Source organism: Phenylobacterium sp. (assembly GCF_046290725.1).
GTDB lineage: Bacteria > Pseudomonadota > Alphaproteobacteria > Caulobacterales > Caulobacteraceae > Phenylobacterium.
This window is the reverse complement of the sequence record NZ_JBKBUH010000001.1, coordinates 1,580,379-1,594,122: the sequence shown is the minus strand read 5'-3', so window position 1 is coordinate 1,594,122 and position 13,744 is coordinate 1,580,379. Positions and strand designations below refer to the sequence as shown.

Genomic DNA, 13,744 nt, shown 5'->3' with positions numbered 1-13,744 from the left:
CAAACCCGACTGAACCGTTAAGCCTAACGGGAATTCTGCGCCGTCAGATCGCGTCGTTCAGGCCCCGGGCGCCCCAGCGCACGGCGGTCAGGAGATTGGCGCCCTTGGTCGCCGCATTGGTGAAATTGGCGCGGGAAAGGTCCGCGTCGGCGAAGTTCGCCTGGCGGCAGTCGGCACGGGCGAGGTCGGCGTTCTTCAGCACCGCCCCGGTCAGGTTACAGGGCAGCACCCGGTCGGCCCCCAGCAGCAGCGGCCCCATCTGGGCGTCGCGCAGGTCCGCGCCCGAGAGCTTTGCGCCGGCAAGCCGGGCACCGCGGAGGTCGGCGCGGCGCAGGTTGCAGTTGCGCAGATCGGCGCCGTCGAGCTGCGCGCCCTGCATCTGCACGCCTTCCATGTCGAGGCCGTAGAACACCGCGCCCTTGGCCGACAGCGCCGTCAGGTTGAAGCCACGGATGGTTTCCAGCGCCCGCAGGTCGGCGTTGTCGAACACGCTGGGCGTGCCCTCGGCCCCGCCGGTTTCGCACCATTTGGCGTGGTCGCGGATCATGGTCTTGTACGGCAAGTCCTCGACGGCCTTGCCGGCCGGCTTATCGGTCAGGGCGCCGCGCATGTCCGCCTGGGTGACGTTCCAGGCGAAGGTCTTGGCCCCCACCAGGATGGCGTCGCGCAGGTCGGCGCCGGCGAGGTCGGCTCCGGAGAGGTCGGCGCCTTCCATATTGGCGCCGGACATGTTGGCCTGCTTCAGGTTCGCCCGGACCAGCTTGGCGTCCTTCAGGATCGCGTCGGAAAAGTCGGCCTTGATGGCCATGACGCCCGAGAGCCGTGACCGCTCCAGATTGGCGCCGGCCAGGATCGCGCCGGAGGCCTCGCCCACCCGGTTGTGATGCTCCAGCAGGCGCAGCCCCTTCTCCCGGTCGACCGCGGCGATGGCCCCTTCGCGCAGGTCGGCTTCGAAGAGATCGGCGCCGGTCAGGTTGGCGTTGCGCAGGCAGGCTGCGCGCAGGTCGGCCCGGCGCATGGAAGCGTCTGTGAGGTTGGCGTTCTGGAGGTCGCAGCCGAAGAGGTTGGCATGGTCCAGGCGCGCCCCGGTCAGGTCGCAGCCCGACAGATCCGCGCCGGTGAAATCGGCGTCGCAGAGATTCTTGCCGCGCAGGCTGAGACCCGACAGATCCTTCCAGGCGAAGACCGCCCGCGCGCCGCCCGGCTTGGAGCTCCACAGCCGGTCGTGCTTGGCGCAGACGGCGTCCAGTTCGATCTGGTCGAGGCGCCGCATCTCCTGGGGCGGCGCGGTCGAGGCGGTAAGGGCGGACATGCCGAAGGAAACCCCACTGAACTTCGCCGTGAGACTAGCGGTTCGTAATTAACGCGCTGTTTCCGTGGCTTGACGAAATCGTGGTGAACGACCGCCGGAATGCGCCTCAGCCGCCGGGGCGATAGTCGGCGTAGAGCGCGGCGGCCGCCTCGGCCTCAAGCATCCCGGTTTCCACCGCCACGCTCGCCGCCTGGAGGCGCCGCGCGCCGTGGCCCGAGGCGAACGGCGAGGCGTCCGCGCAGGCGATGACGACCTTCGCCACCCCGGCCGCGATCAGGCGCTCCGAGCACGAAATCCCGCCGGTCGACCGTTGGGCGCAGGGTTCCAGCGTCACATAGGCCACCGCGCCGCGCGCGGCCTCGCCCGCCTGGTCCAGCGCCAGTTCCTCGGCATGCGGACGCCCGCCTTCTCCGGTGGCGCCCTGGCCCACGATGGCGTCGCCTTGCACGACGATGCAGCCGACGGAAGGGTTGCTTCCCGTCCGCCCGACGCCCGGCGCGGCGAGCGCGATGGCCCGGCGCATGAAGCGGGCGTCGGCCTCGGTCATGCGGCCTGGGGCAGGGGCTGGGCGCGGGTCTCGTCGAGATAGCGGGCCGAGACCGGCTTCAGCGCCCCATCCAGTTCGATCAGCAGCGGGTTGCCGGTGGGGATCTCGACCCCGACGATCGCCTCATCGGAGAGGCCGAACAGCAGCTTGACGATCGCCCGGAGCGAATTGCCGTGCGCAGCCACCAGCAGGGTCTCGCCCGCCTTCAGATGCGGCGCGATCTCGGCGGTCCAGTAGGGCTCGACCCGTTCGAGCGTGGTCTTCAGGCTTTCGGTGTCAGGCAGGGCAGCGCCGGCATAGCGGCGGTCCTTGGCGAAGTCGAATTCCCCGCCGGGCGCCAGCGGCGGCGGCGGCACGTCGTAGGACCGCCGCCAGACCTTCACCTGGTCGGCCCCATGCTTGGCCGCGGTCTCGGTCTTGTTGAGGCCGGTCAGCCCACCGTAGTGGCGCTCGTTGAGCCGCCAGTCCTTCACCTCGGGCACGAACACCTGGCCGGCGGAGGTCAAGGCCAGCCAGAGGGTGCGGATGGCCCGGGTCAGCACCGAGGTGTAGGCCCGGTCGACCTGCAGGCCGGCGGCGGCGATCAGCTCCCCGCCCTTCTTCGCCTGCGCCTCGCCCTCCGGCGTCAGGTCCACGTCGACCCAGCCGGTGAAGCGGTCCTCGAGGTTCCATTGGCTCTGGCCGTGGCGGAGAAGGATGAGTTTCGGCAAGCTCTGGCTCCTCTGACGTCGGCCGCCGGGCTAAGGCGCGCGCCGCGGGGCGTCAAGGGTCGCTGGCGGGTCGGAGCGCGCACGTCTATATGACGGCCGATGCAGAATCGCCTGTTCTTCCCGGCCATGGCGGCTTTGGCTCTGGCCATGATAGCCCTGGCCATGGTCTGGCCGCAGGGCCTGGGGGATCGTTCGCCCGGGCCGTTCGGCCACACGCCGGTGCAGCGGACGGAAGAGATGCAGGCGGCCATGAAGCGCGAGCACGAGGCCGCCCAGAAGCGGGTGACGGAGGCTCGCGAGGCGGTGTCGAACCTGCAGACCCAGGCGATCTCGCCCACCCGATGACCAGCCGCCGCCCCGAACCCGCAAGCTTCGACGCCGTGGCCGTGGGCCGCCGGGTGCTGGAGAGCGAAGCCCAGGCCCTGAACCTGCAGGCTTCCGCCCTGGACGAGGCCTTCGTTCGCGCTGTGGACCTGCTGCATGCCGCCAAGGGGCGGGTGATCTGCACCGGCATCGGCAAGTCCGGCCACGTGGCGCGCAAGATCGCCGCCACCTTCGCCTCCACGGGTCAGCCGGCCTATTTCGTCCACGCCAGCGAGGCCAGCCATGGCGATCTCGGCATGATCGGCCAGGACGACGTGATCCTGGCGCTGTCGAAATCCGGCGAGGTGCGCGAACTGGCCGACGTGCTGGCCTATGCCGGTCGCTTCCACATCCCGCTTATCGCGCTCACTGCGGCTCAGGAGAGCGCGCTGGGCCGCGCCGCCACCGTCGTGCTGAAGCTGGCCGAAGCCGCCGAGGCCACCGCGGAGGTCAGCGCCCCCACGACCTCCACCACCCTGCAGATCGCGCTCGGCGACGCCCTGGCCGTCGCTCTGCTGGAGCGGCGAGGCTTCACCGCCGGCGACTTCAAGACCTTCCACCCCGGCGGCAAGCTGGGCGCCCTGCTGCGGACGGTCGGCGATCTGATGCACTCAGGCGCCGAGCTGCCGCTGGTGGCGGGCGCGGCGCCCATGCGGGAAGCCCTGCTGGTGATGACCGAGAAGCGCTTCGGCATTGTCGGGATCGTCGATGGCGAAGGCCGGCTCGCGGGCGTGATCACCGACGGCGACCTGCGCCGGCACATGGAAGGCCTGCTGGACCGCACCGCCGCCGAAGTGATGACGCCGGGACCGAAGAAGACCGTGACCCGCGACCAGCTGGCGTCCGAGGCGCTCGCCCTGATGTCCGATCCGCCGCCGGGCGTGACGGTGCTGTTCGTCGTCGAGGACAGGCGGCCCGTAGGCATCGTCCACGTGCACGACCTGTTGCGGGCCGGGGTATGACCCTCCAAACTTTCATGCAGCCGCGCTTGAACTTGCGCGTTCGGGTGGTCTCCTGCCTCCAGGAGCCTTAAACATCCCGCTCAAGCTGTCCCAGGGAGATACGATGCTGCCCGCGCCGCGCGCCGACCTGAAGCCGAACACGCTCGCCTATGAGACTCTGCCGCTGGTCAAGGCCACGGGCTTCCGGGAATACGATGCGCGCTGGCTCTTCGGCCCCGAGATAAACCTCCTGGGCGTCGAGGCCCTGGGCCTGGGGCTTGGGACCTACATCCATGAGCTGGGCCAGAAGAAGATCGTCGTCGGCCACGACTTCCGCTCCTATTCACTGTCGATCAAACAGGCGCTCACCGTCGGGCTGATGGCGGCGGGTTGCGAGGTGCTGGATATCGGCCTGGCGCTCTCCCCGATCGCCTATTTCGCCCAGTTCGACCTGGACGCGCCGTGCGTCGCCATGGTCACCGCCAGCCACAACGAGAACGGCTGGACCGGCGTGAAGATGGGCGCCCAGCGCCCGCTGACCTTCGGGCCCGACGAGATGGGCCGCCTGAAGGAGATCGTGCTGGGCGGCCAGGGCAAGTACCGGCCCGGCGGCTCGATCAGCCACGTCACGGGCGTGGCCGAGCGCTACGTGGCCGACATCGTCGCGCGCACCAAGCTGACGCGGCCGGTCAAGGTGATCTGCGCCTGCGGCAACGGCACCGCCGGAGCCTTCGCCCCCGAAGCCCTGCGCCGCATGGGCGCGGAGGTCATCGAGATGGACTGCGACCTCGACTGGACCTTCCCTCGCTACAACCCCAATCCCGAAGACCACGAGATGCTCCAGGAGATGGCCAAGGCCGTCCGCGAGCACGGAGCCGACGTGGCGCTGGGCTTCGACGGCGACGGCGACCGCTGCGGGGTGGTGGACGACACCGGCGAGGAGATCTTCGCCGACAAGATCGGCCTGATGCTGGCGCGGGACCTTTCGGCCCTGCACGAGGACGCGACCTTCGTAGTGGACGTGAAGTCCACCGGTCTCTTCGCCACCGACGATGTGCTCAAGGCGAATGGCGCCAAGACGGTCTACTGGAAGACCGGCCATTCCTACATCAAGCGCAAGACCGCCGAGCTGGGCGCCCTGGCGGGCTTCGAGAAGAGCGGCCACTTCTTCTTCAACCATCCCATCGGCCGCGGCTATGACGACGGGCTGGTGGCGGCCTCGGCGATCCTGTCGATGCTCGACCGCAATCCGGGCAAGAAGCTCTCGGACCTGAAGAACGCCCTGCCGGTCGCCTACACCTCGCTCACCATGTCGCCGCACTGCCCGGACGAGGAAAAGTACGGCGTGGTGGACGACGTCGTCGCCGAATACGAGGCCCTGGCCCGCGAGGGCGGCGCGATCCTGGGCCGCAGGATCGTCGACCTGATCACGGTGAACGGCGTGCGCGTGGCCCTGGAGGACGGGTCCTGGGTGCTGGTCCGCGCCTCGTCCAACAAGCCGGAAATCGTGGTTGTGGTGGAAAGCGCCGTCTCGGAAGACGACATGCGCGCCCTCTTCCGCGAAGAGGTGAAGCCCCGGCTCGCCAAGCGCCCGCAGGTGGGCGCCTACAATCAGGAAATCTGACGCCGCAACCGCTCCGCGCCGCAGGCTGCGGACAATCGAGGATCATCCATGCACGTCGCCATGATCGGCACCGGCTATGTGGGGCTGGTGAGCGGAGCCTGTTTCGCCGACTTCGGCCATATCGTCACCTGCATCGACAAGGACGAGGGCAAGATCGAGCGCCTGAAGGCCGGCGGCATCCCGATCTATGAGCCGGGACTCGATCTGCTGGTCGAGAAGAACGTCCGCGAGGGCCGTCTCTTCTTCGCCACCGACGCGGCCGAGGCGGTCCGCAAGGCCGACGCGGTGTTCATCGCCGTGGGCACGCCGTCCCGCCGCGGCGACGGCCATGCGGACCTGTCCTACGTCTATGCGGCGGCCGAGGAGATCGCCGGCCTGCTGGACGGCTTCACCGTGATCGTCACCAAGTCCACCGTGCCGGTCGGCACCGGCGACGAAATCGAGAAGATCGTCCGCGCCAAACGCCCCGACGCCCAGTTCGCGGTGGTCTCCAATCCGGAGTTTCTGCGCGAGGGCGCCGCCATCGAGGACTTCAAGCGCCCGGACCGCGTGGTGGTGGGGCTGGACGACGAGCGCGCCCGGGCGGTGATGACCGAACTGTATCGCCCACTCTACCTCAACGAGACACCGATCGTCTTCACCTCGCGGCGGACCTCGGAGCTCATCAAATACGCCGCCAACGCCTTCCTGGCGTTGAAGATCACCTTCATCAACGAGATCGCGGATCTCTGCGAGGCCGTCGGCGCCGACGTCCAGCAGGTGGCGCGCGGCATCGGCCTCGACAAGCGGATCGGCGGCAAGTTCCTGAACGCCGGCCCCGGCTACGGCGGCTCCTGCTTCCCGAAGGACACCCTGGCGCTGGTCCGCACGGCGACCGACGCCGGCTCGCCGGTGAGGCTGATCGAGACCACCGTGGCCGTGAACGACGCCCGCAAGAAGGCCATGGCCGGCAAGGTGGCCGACGCCATGTCCGGCGACCTGGCCGGCAAGACGGTGGGCGTGCTGGGCCTGACCTTCAAGCCGAACACCGACGACATGCGCGACGCCCCCAGCCTCGACATCGTCCCGGCCCTGCAGGCCATGGGGGCCAAGGTCCAGGCCTTCGACCCGGAAGGGACGCACGAAGCGCGCCAGCTGCTGCGCGAGGTGGAGTTCAAGACCGACGCCTACGCCGCCGCCGAGGGCGCCGACGCGCTCGTCATCATCACCGAATGGGATCAGTTCCGGGCGCTGGACCTTGACCGGGTGAAGCTTCTGATGAACGCCCCGGTGCTGGTGGACCTGCGCAACATCTACAAGCCCGAGGACATCCGCGCCCGGGGCTTCAAGTATGGCAGCATCGGCCGGGCGTGACGCCTGGCCGTCGCCCCTTCCAAGGCCGTCAGGCGGCCGAGAAGAGGTGAATGATTAGGTTGCCGATCCACAGCGCGCCGGCCCAGAAGGCCACCGCGAGGACGGCGACGAAGGCGAGGCAGGCGACGGGCTTGGCCCCTGTCGCCGCTTCCCGCGCCACGCCCCCAAATGCGGGGATCCGCAGCATGTTTCACTCCCTGGTCTTTATCTTCGTCCCACCCGGTCGAGCGGGCGGAACATTAAAAATCTGACATGAATCCATCGCGCTGGATAGTCCTTGCAGCGACGCTTGAATTTCGAACGCGCAGGCGGCCCGGAAGATGCGCGGCGGCTTGACTCCCACTGCGGCGCGGCCGCTCCTCTGGCCTTCGGCGGCGACGGAGGGGACGGGTGCTTTCGCTGATCGGGATCGCGGTGGTGGTGGTCGGGTTCATGGCCCGGCTGAATCCGCTGCTGGTGGTGACGGTCGCGGCCTTGGTCACCGGCGTGGCGGGCGGCATGAACCTGGTGGAGGTGGTCGAGACCTTCGGCCGGGCGTTCAAGGAAAACCGCTATGTCAGCGTCGTCTGGGTGGTGCTGCCGGTCATCGGCCTTCTGGAGCGTGGCGGTCTGCAGGAACGCGCCAAGGGCCTGATCTCGCATGTGCGCGCGGCCACGACCGGGCGGCTACTGATGCTCTATTTCGTCCTGCGCCAGGCGACCGCGGCCCTGGGGCTCACCTCGCTGGGCGGCCACGCCCAGATGGTGCGGCCGCTGATCGCGCCGATGGCCGAGGCCGCAGCCGAAGCCCGCCATGGCCCCCTGCCCCTGCACACCCGCGAGACGATCCGCGCCCAGACCGCGGCGGCCGACAATATCGGCCTCTTCTTCGGCGAGGACATCTTCATCGCCATCGCTTCGATCCTGCTGATCAAGGGGTTCCTTGAGCAGAACGGAATCCTGGTGGAGCCCCTGCAGCTCTCGGTCTGGGCGATCCCGACGGCGATCTGCGCGCTTCTGATCCACGGCGCGCGGCTGATGCTGCTGGATCGCCGCCTGGCGCGGACGCTGGCCGAGGCGCAGGCGTCGGAGTCCGCCCGATGATCGGCCTGGAGGCCCTCTACGCCGTCGCCGGCGCGGTCTTCACTGCGATCGCCGTCCTGAGCGCGCGCGACCGGACCAATCCCAGGCGCTGGAAGAACACCGCCTTCTGAGGCCTTTTCGCCGCAAGCTTCCTGTTCGGATCCCACGTCTCCGATTTCGCCAACGGCGCCCTGGTGATCGCCATGGTGGCGATCGCGGGCTTCGGCGGTCTCGGGCGCGGCCAGCCGGAGACCACCAGTCCCGAACAACGCAGCGAAACCGCCGCCCGGCTGGGGAACCGGCTCTTCCTTCCGGCGCTCGCCATCCCCGCCACGGCGCTTTCGGGCACCTTCCTCTTCAAGCGGCCGGAGCTGGGCGGGATCGTCGATCCGAAACAGGCGACCCTGGTCTCGCTGATCCTGGGCGTCTTCGTGGCGCTCGCCATCGCCATGCCGATGCTGCGGGCGCGGCCCCTGGCGCCGCTGCAGGAAGGCCGCCGGCTGCTGGACACGGTCGGCTGGGCCGCCATCCTGCCCCAGATGCTGGCGGCGCTCGGCGCGGTGTTCGCCGCGGCCGGCGTCGGCGCAGCCATCGGCCAGATCGCCACCGACTGGCTGCCGGCGGGCGACCGACTGGCCGCCGTGGCCGCCTACACCTTCGGCATGGCGATCTTCACCATGATCATGGGCAACGCCTTCGCCGCCTTTCCGGTGATGACCGCAGGGATCGGCCTGCCTCTGATCGTCCTGCGCTTCGGCGGCGATCCGGCGATCATGGGCGCCATCGGCATGCTCGCCGGCTTCTGCGGAACCCTGATGACCCCCATGGCCGCCAACTTCAACATCGTGCCGGCCGCGCTCCTGGAACTTTCCGACCGCAACGGGGTGATCAAGGCCCAGATCCCCACCGCCATCCTCATGCTGCTCGCCAACACGGCCCTGATGTATGTCCTCGTCTTCCGCTTCTGAGCTGACGCCCGACCTCGCCGGCCGCTTCGCACGCATCGCGCTGGGCCATGTGGCGCGACCCTACCCTTTCAAGCTCGACCAGGTGCTGGCTGGCGACGAGGACGTCCTGCCGCCGCGGATGCTGCACCCGATCTTCCACGGCAGCTTCGACTGGCACTCCTGCGTCCACGGCCATTGGCTGCTGGCGCGGATCCTGCGGCGCTTTCCAGACATCGCCGAGGCCGGCGGCATCCGCGCCCACTTCGGCGAGGCCTTCACAGAAGAGAAGGTCGCCGGCGAGTTCGCCTATCTGCAGAGGCCCACCAGTCGCAGCTTCGAGCGGCCCTATGGGTGGGCGTGGCTTCTGATGCTCGCGGCCGAACTGGCGCGCCACGAGACGGCGGAGGGCCGGCGCTGGTCGCGGGCGCTCGCCCCCCTGGCGCAGGCCTTCGCCGACCGCTTCAAGGCCTTCCTGCCCCTGGCCACCTACCCGATCCGGACGGGGACCCACTACAACACCGCCTTCGCGCTCAGCCTCGCCCTCGACTATGCGCGCACCTGCGCCGATGCCGAGCTGGCGGCCCTGGTGGAGGCCACGGCCCTGCGTTGGTACGGCGAGGATCGCGATTGCCAGGCCTGGGAGCCCTCGGGGGACGACTTCCTCTCTTCGGCGCTCATGGAGGCCGAATGCCTGCGCCGGGTCGTGGCGCCGGAAGCCTTTCGCGCCTGGTTCTCCGCCTTCTTGCCGCGGGCCGGCCGGAGGGAGCCCGCCACCCTCTTCGCGCCGGCCACGGTCAGCGACCGGTCCGACGGCAAGATCGCCCATCTGGACGGGCTGAACCTCTCTCGCGCCTGGTGCTGGCGCGCCATCGCCGGCGCCCTGGCGGAGGGCGATCCGACCCGAGAGGCGGCGCTGACCGCGGCGGACGTCCACCTGGCCGCCGGCCTGGCGCACGTGACCGGCGACTATATGGGCGAGCACTGGCTGGCGAGCTTCGCGCTGCTGGCCCTCGATCCGGCTGCGGACTGAGATTTCCCGCGCCTGTGCTACCACAGGCCCGATGATCGACCCTTCCCTGGAGGGCCGGAAGGCCTTCATCCTCGAAAACACCCGCCTGCAGCGCCCTCCGCACACGCCCGAGCTCATCCTGCACCTGGCCGACGAGATCGCGCCCATCTGGCGGATGACCGAGGAGGCCCTGGCCGAGATCGGCCTGCCGCCGCCGTTCTGGGCCTTCGCCTGGGCGGGCGGCCAGGCCCTGGCGCGCTACCTGCTCGACCACCCGCAGGAGGTGGCGGGCATGCGGGTGATCGACTTCGCCTCAGGCTCGGGCCTCGTGGCCATCGCTGCGATGAAGGCGGGCGCCGCATCCGTCCTGGCGGCGGACATCGATCCTTTCTGCGGCGCGGCGCTGGCCCTTAACGCGGAGGCCAATGGAGTATCGGTCGGCTTCACCGACAAGGATTTGCTGGATGCGCCCGCTCCGGAGGCCGAGGTCATCCTGGCCGGCGACATCTGCTACGAAAAACCGCTGGCGGAGAAGGTCATGACCTGGCTGCGGGCGGCCCAGGCGCGGGGCGCGCGGGTGCTGATCGGCGACCCCGGGCGCAGCTACTTCCCCCGGGAAGGCCTCCAAAAGCTCGCCGAATACCAGGTGCCGACCACCCGCGAACTCGAGGACATGGAGGTCAAGCGCACGGCCGTCTGGACTCCGGTCTGAACCGGCGTTATGGAACAAATAGAGAACTCATTTCAGGGGTTGCGATGCGCGAAGACGGCAAGATCGACTATGTGGAGCTGCCCGGCGGCGATCTCGTCACCACCAAGCGGTTCTACCAGCAGGCCTTCGGCTGGCGCTTCACCGACTATGGTCCCAGCTATGCGGCCTTCGAGGAGGGGCTGGACGGCGGCTTCGACGCCGACGCCTCGAGCCAGACGCCCAAGCCGCTGGTCGTCCTCTACGCTCACGATCTGGAGGCGATGGAGGCCAAGGTGACGGCGGCCGGCGGCGCGATCGTCAAGCCGATCTTCAGCTTCCCCGGCGGTCGCCGCTTCCATTTCCGAGACCCGTCGGGCAACGAGCTGGCGGTCTGGTCGGAAGGGTAAGGACGGCCGCTTAAGCTTCAACCAACAATTGCGCCCTATTGATCATCGCCGCATCGGGGAGGGCACGTGATGCGCTTGGCAGCTGCGCTTTCGGCCGTCGTGGGGCTGCTCGTTGCGACGAGCGCCGACGCCGCAGACTACAAGACCTTGCGCAATTTGATGGCCGACGCGCCCACCAGCCCGCCGCCCATCCCCGCCGGCGTCGAGCCCAATCCCGTCGATTTCGCCAAGATCGTCTTTCATCCGCGCGAGGGCGAGGCGTGGGGCCTGCTCTACGACTCGATCTTGATCAGCACGTCGGAAAACAAGCGACCTCCCGATGTCTTCCTCAATTGGGAGAGCGGTCGGTTCGAAGCTCAGACCGACGGTTTCGCCCGCATCTTCGCCGAAGAGCTCTCCAAGGCGGGTTTCAAGCCGGGGAATGACGACAGCCTGTTCAGCCGAGGCGCTTCCGACGCCGATCTGCGGGTCGGCGTGCTGGTCGAGGACATAAAAGGCCGCTTCTGCAACGACTGCCCGAACATCTTCCAGAAGGTCAAAATCACCGCCGTGGTGACCATGAAGGCCCGGTGGGAGGTCTATTCCGCCTTGCAGGGCGGAGTCGTGGCCCGCGTCGTCACCGAGGGCGGGTTCGTGCAGAGCGAACCGATCCGGGGCAGCGCCGAACCGACCATCTACGAGGCGTTCCGCGAGAACGTGCGCCTGCTTCTGGCTGCGGAGGACTTCCGAAAGGTCGTCCTCGCCGCCCCCGGCGGAACCTCGAACATCGCAAGCGCAGCCGCCGGCCTGACGCCGATCGCGCTCGTCCGCAGCGTCGCTCCGCCGAGCCTCTCGATGTCCGACGCCGCAGGCGCCGTCGTCGCCGTTTTCGCCGGCGACGGCCACGGCAGCGCGTTTCTGGTGTCGGACGAAGGCTATCTCGTCACCAACCAGCACGTGGTGGGCGGGTCGAAATACGTGAAAGTCCGCTGGTCGGACGGCTTCGAGACGGTCGGCGAGGTGATCCGGTCGGACAGGCGGCGCGACGTCGCGCTGATCAAGACCGATCCCCGGGGCCGGACGCCACTGGCGCTGCGGCGCGGCCCGTTGCAGCCGGGCGAAGCGGTGTTCGCGCTGGGCACGCCGCTCGATGCGAAGTTCCAGGGCACGGTGACCAAAGGGGTGGTCTCGTCCACCCGCATCTTCGACGGCTTCAGCTTCATCCAGAGCGATGTGACGGTGAACCCCGGCAACAGCGGCGGGCCATTGCTGGACGAGAAGGGCGCGGTCATCGGCGTGACGGTCAGCGGCTATCGGCCGACAGGGGCGCCGACAGGGATCAACTTCTTCATCCCCATCGGCGATGCGCTCGACTTCCTGAACCTGAAACCGGCGGTCTGAGGCGGTTGACGTCGCCGCCGGGCGGCGCAAGCTCGCGCCCGGAGGAGGCGGCCGTGACGCCCGAGGAAGTCCGCGAAATCGTCCTGTCGTTTCCCGGCGCCGCGGAGGGCCTGTCCTACGGCCAGCCGTCGTTCAAGGTGAACGGCAAGTTCTTCACCCGCCTGCGCCGGGAGGATGCGAGCCTGGTGCTGCTGGAGGTCGGCTTCGACGAGCGCGAGATGCTGATCGAGGCGGAACCCGCGACCTTCCACATCACGCCGCACTACAGGGACTATCCGAGCGTGCTGGCCCGGATCGAGACGCTGCATCCGGGCTCGCTGCGGAACTTCCTGGAGCGGCGCTGGCGCAAGATCGCGCCGCGGAAGGCGGTGAAGGCGTACGACGACGGCGCCCGTCCATGACCTCCGACGAATTCCGGGCGCTCGTGCTCTCGTTTCCGGACGTAGAGGAGGGCTTCAACATGGCCTCCGTCGTCTTCAAGGCCAACGGCAAGGTGGTTGCGCGCCTGCTGTCGCAAACCGAGGCTATGCTGGCCGGCATGACCTACGACGAACGCGAGCTCCTGCTGGAAAGCCGGCCGGAGGTCTTCCGCATCACGCCGCACTACAAGGACTATCGGGGCGTCATCGCGCGGCTTGCGCCGCTGGATTCCGACACCTGCCGCCTGCTGCTGGAGCGCCGCTGGCGGGAGGCGGCGCCCAAAAGCCTGGTCAAGGCCTTCGATGCTGCGAAGGAACGGGACCGAGGTTCGCCGGCGTGACGAAGCAGGCCTTCCCGCGGGGAGCAAATCGCCGGGTGACGGGTTCATGACCGGGACGGAGGACAAACCCATGGCCGAGCCGAAGAACCTCGAGCGCTTCACGCTGGAAGAGACCGAGGAGGGCTATCTGCTCATCGTCGGCGCCGACGACGGCCAGACCGTCGAGGTGAATGTGACTCCGGACCAGCTGGACGCCATCATCGACGCCCTGAACGACGTGCTGGGGGCCGACGACGAGGCGTTCGAGTTCGACGACGACGAAGACTAACGCGCCGCCAGAGCCATGCGCGCCTGCGCCGCGGCCGCGGCGCGGGTCTCGGCATAGCAGTCCGACCGCGCGATCGCCTGCTTCATCGCCCGCGCGCTGAACTCGTGCGCGCCACAGACCGAAAGGGCCGCGGCGGTCAGCCGCGTCTCCAGCTTGGCGGCGTCTGCGGCCTTGGAAAGGTCCAGATCGGAAATCCGGACGACCGCGGTGGCCGCGAAGGCCGGCGCAGCGGCAAGAGCCAGCGCGAGCGCGCCGGCGAGAGGCTTCAACATGGCGTTTCCCTTACGCTTCGAACGCGTCCGCCGGCGGCGGGCTCTTCGTCCCGTGCAGGAACCGGCGAACCCCCGAAGGATAGGACGGGGAGGCCGGA

At 68.8% G+C, this 13,744-nt stretch carries 18 protein-coding genes; 13 read left to right on the top strand and 5 right to left on the bottom strand.

Annotation, left to right across the window (positions count from 1 at the left end; all coding sequences use genetic code 11):
* Positions 1-43: 43 nt before the first annotated feature.
* From ACK41C_RS08355 to gpmA, 3 genes are all read right to left on the bottom strand, one after another.
* A complete protein-coding gene (locus tag ACK41C_RS08355; protein WP_409652704.1) occupies positions 44-1,312 on the bottom strand; it encodes a pentapeptide repeat-containing protein in 1,269 nt (422 codons plus the stop codon).
* A 106-nt stretch (positions 1,313-1,418) separates the two neighbouring features.
* Positions 1,419-1,859, bottom strand: a complete 441-nt coding sequence (locus ACK41C_RS08350) for a bifunctional diaminohydroxyphosphoribosylaminopyrimidine deaminase/5-amino-6-(5-phosphoribosylamino)uracil reductase RibD (protein WP_409652701.1) — start codon at positions 1,857-1,859, stop codon at positions 1,419-1,421.
* Complete coding sequence (gene gpmA, locus ACK41C_RS08345) at positions 1,856-2,569, bottom strand: 2,3-diphosphoglycerate-dependent phosphoglycerate mutase (protein WP_409652698.1); 714 nt, start codon at positions 2,567-2,569, stop codon at positions 1,856-1,858. The genes ACK41C_RS08350 and gpmA overlap by 4 nt, the downstream gene beginning before the upstream one ends.
* A 99-nt stretch (positions 2,570-2,668) precedes the next feature.
* Between gpmA and ACK41C_RS08340 the strand changes: the two genes are divergently transcribed.
* The 4 genes from ACK41C_RS08340 to ACK41C_RS08325 all read left to right on the top strand — a co-directional run bounded on the left by ACK41C_RS08340 (position 2,669) and on the right by ACK41C_RS08325 (position 6,850).
* Entirely contained in the window at positions 2,669-2,914 is a 246-nt protein-coding gene (locus tag ACK41C_RS08340; RefSeq protein WP_409652695.1) for a hypothetical protein, read from the top strand.
* Positions 2,911-3,894, top strand: coding sequence for an SIS domain-containing protein (locus ACK41C_RS08335; RefSeq protein ID WP_409652692.1), 984 nt, complete (start codon positions 2,911-2,913; stop codon positions 3,892-3,894). The genes ACK41C_RS08340 and ACK41C_RS08335 overlap by 4 nt, the downstream gene beginning before the upstream one ends.
* A gap of 103 nt (positions 3,895-3,997) precedes the next feature.
* Positions 3,998-5,497, top strand: a complete 1,500-nt coding sequence (locus ACK41C_RS08330; RefSeq protein ID WP_409652690.1) for a phosphomannomutase/phosphoglucomutase — start codon at positions 3,998-4,000, stop codon at positions 5,495-5,497.
* Between the two features lie 48 nt (positions 5,498-5,545).
* On the top strand, positions 5,546-6,850 hold the full coding sequence (locus ACK41C_RS08325) for a UDP-glucose dehydrogenase family protein (RefSeq protein WP_409652687.1): 1,305 nt from the start codon (positions 5,546-5,548) through the stop codon (positions 6,848-6,850).
* A gap of 28 nt (positions 6,851-6,878) precedes the next feature.
* Here ACK41C_RS08325 and ACK41C_RS08320 read toward each other — a convergent pair whose 3' ends face one another.
* On the bottom strand, positions 6,879-7,037 hold the full coding sequence (locus ACK41C_RS08320) for a hypothetical protein (RefSeq protein ID WP_409652684.1): 159 nt from the start codon (positions 7,035-7,037) through the stop codon (positions 6,879-6,881).
* A 203-nt stretch (positions 7,038-7,240) separates the two neighbouring features.
* Between ACK41C_RS08320 and ACK41C_RS08315 the strand changes: the two genes are divergently transcribed.
* From ACK41C_RS08315 to ACK41C_RS08275, 9 genes are all read left to right on the top strand, one after another.
* Positions 7,241-7,933, top strand: coding sequence for a DUF969 domain-containing protein (locus ACK41C_RS08315; RefSeq protein ID WP_409652681.1), 693 nt, complete (start codon positions 7,241-7,243; stop codon positions 7,931-7,933).
* Between the two features lie 173 nt (positions 7,934-8,106).
* Positions 8,107-8,880 (top strand): DUF979 domain-containing protein, encoded by a 774-nt coding sequence (locus ACK41C_RS08310; protein ID WP_409652680.1) that lies wholly within the window; start codon positions 8,107-8,109, stop codon positions 8,878-8,880.
* Positions 8,858-9,889 (top strand): DUF2891 domain-containing protein, encoded by a 1,032-nt coding sequence (locus tag ACK41C_RS08305; protein WP_409652677.1) that lies wholly within the window; start codon positions 8,858-8,860, stop codon positions 9,887-9,889. Before ACK41C_RS08310 ends, ACK41C_RS08305 begins: the two co-directional genes overlap by 23 nt.
* Before the next feature lie 31 nt (positions 9,890-9,920).
* Positions 9,921-10,580 carry a class I SAM-dependent methyltransferase gene (locus ACK41C_RS08300; RefSeq protein WP_409652675.1) on the top strand — a complete coding sequence of 220 codons (660 nt, stop codon included), beginning with the start codon at positions 9,921-9,923 and terminating at the stop codon, positions 10,578-10,580.
* A gap of 44 nt (positions 10,581-10,624) precedes the next feature.
* Positions 10,625-10,966 (top strand): VOC family protein, encoded by a 342-nt coding sequence (locus tag ACK41C_RS08295; RefSeq protein ID WP_409652672.1) that lies wholly within the window; start codon positions 10,625-10,627, stop codon positions 10,964-10,966.
* A 69-nt stretch (positions 10,967-11,035) separates the two neighbouring features.
* Positions 11,036-12,346, top strand: a complete 1,311-nt coding sequence (locus ACK41C_RS08290) for a S1C family serine protease (RefSeq protein WP_409652669.1) — start codon at positions 11,036-11,038, stop codon at positions 12,344-12,346.
* Positions 12,347-12,399: 53 nt separating this feature from the next.
* The gene (locus ACK41C_RS08285; RefSeq protein ID WP_409652667.1) at positions 12,400-12,747 is read left to right on the top strand and encodes an MmcQ/YjbR family DNA-binding protein; all 348 of its coding nucleotides are present in this window, start codon (positions 12,400-12,402) and stop codon (positions 12,745-12,747) included.
* Positions 12,744-13,106, top strand: coding sequence for an MmcQ/YjbR family DNA-binding protein (locus ACK41C_RS08280; RefSeq protein ID WP_409652664.1), 363 nt, complete (start codon positions 12,744-12,746; stop codon positions 13,104-13,106). Before ACK41C_RS08285 ends, ACK41C_RS08280 begins: the two co-directional genes overlap by 4 nt.
* A 46-nt stretch (positions 13,107-13,152) precedes the next feature.
* Positions 13,153-13,374: a hypothetical protein gene (locus ACK41C_RS08275; RefSeq protein ID WP_409652662.1), complete on the top strand. Its 222-nt coding sequence runs from the start codon at positions 13,153-13,155 to the stop codon at positions 13,372-13,374.
* Here the strand turns inward: ACK41C_RS08275 and ACK41C_RS08270 are convergent.
* Positions 13,371-13,646, bottom strand: coding sequence for a UrcA family protein (locus ACK41C_RS08270; RefSeq protein ID WP_409652659.1), 276 nt, complete (start codon positions 13,644-13,646; stop codon positions 13,371-13,373). The two genes, ACK41C_RS08275 and ACK41C_RS08270, sit on opposite strands and share 4 nt — an antisense overlap.
* Positions 13,647-13,744: the final 98 nt, after the last annotated feature.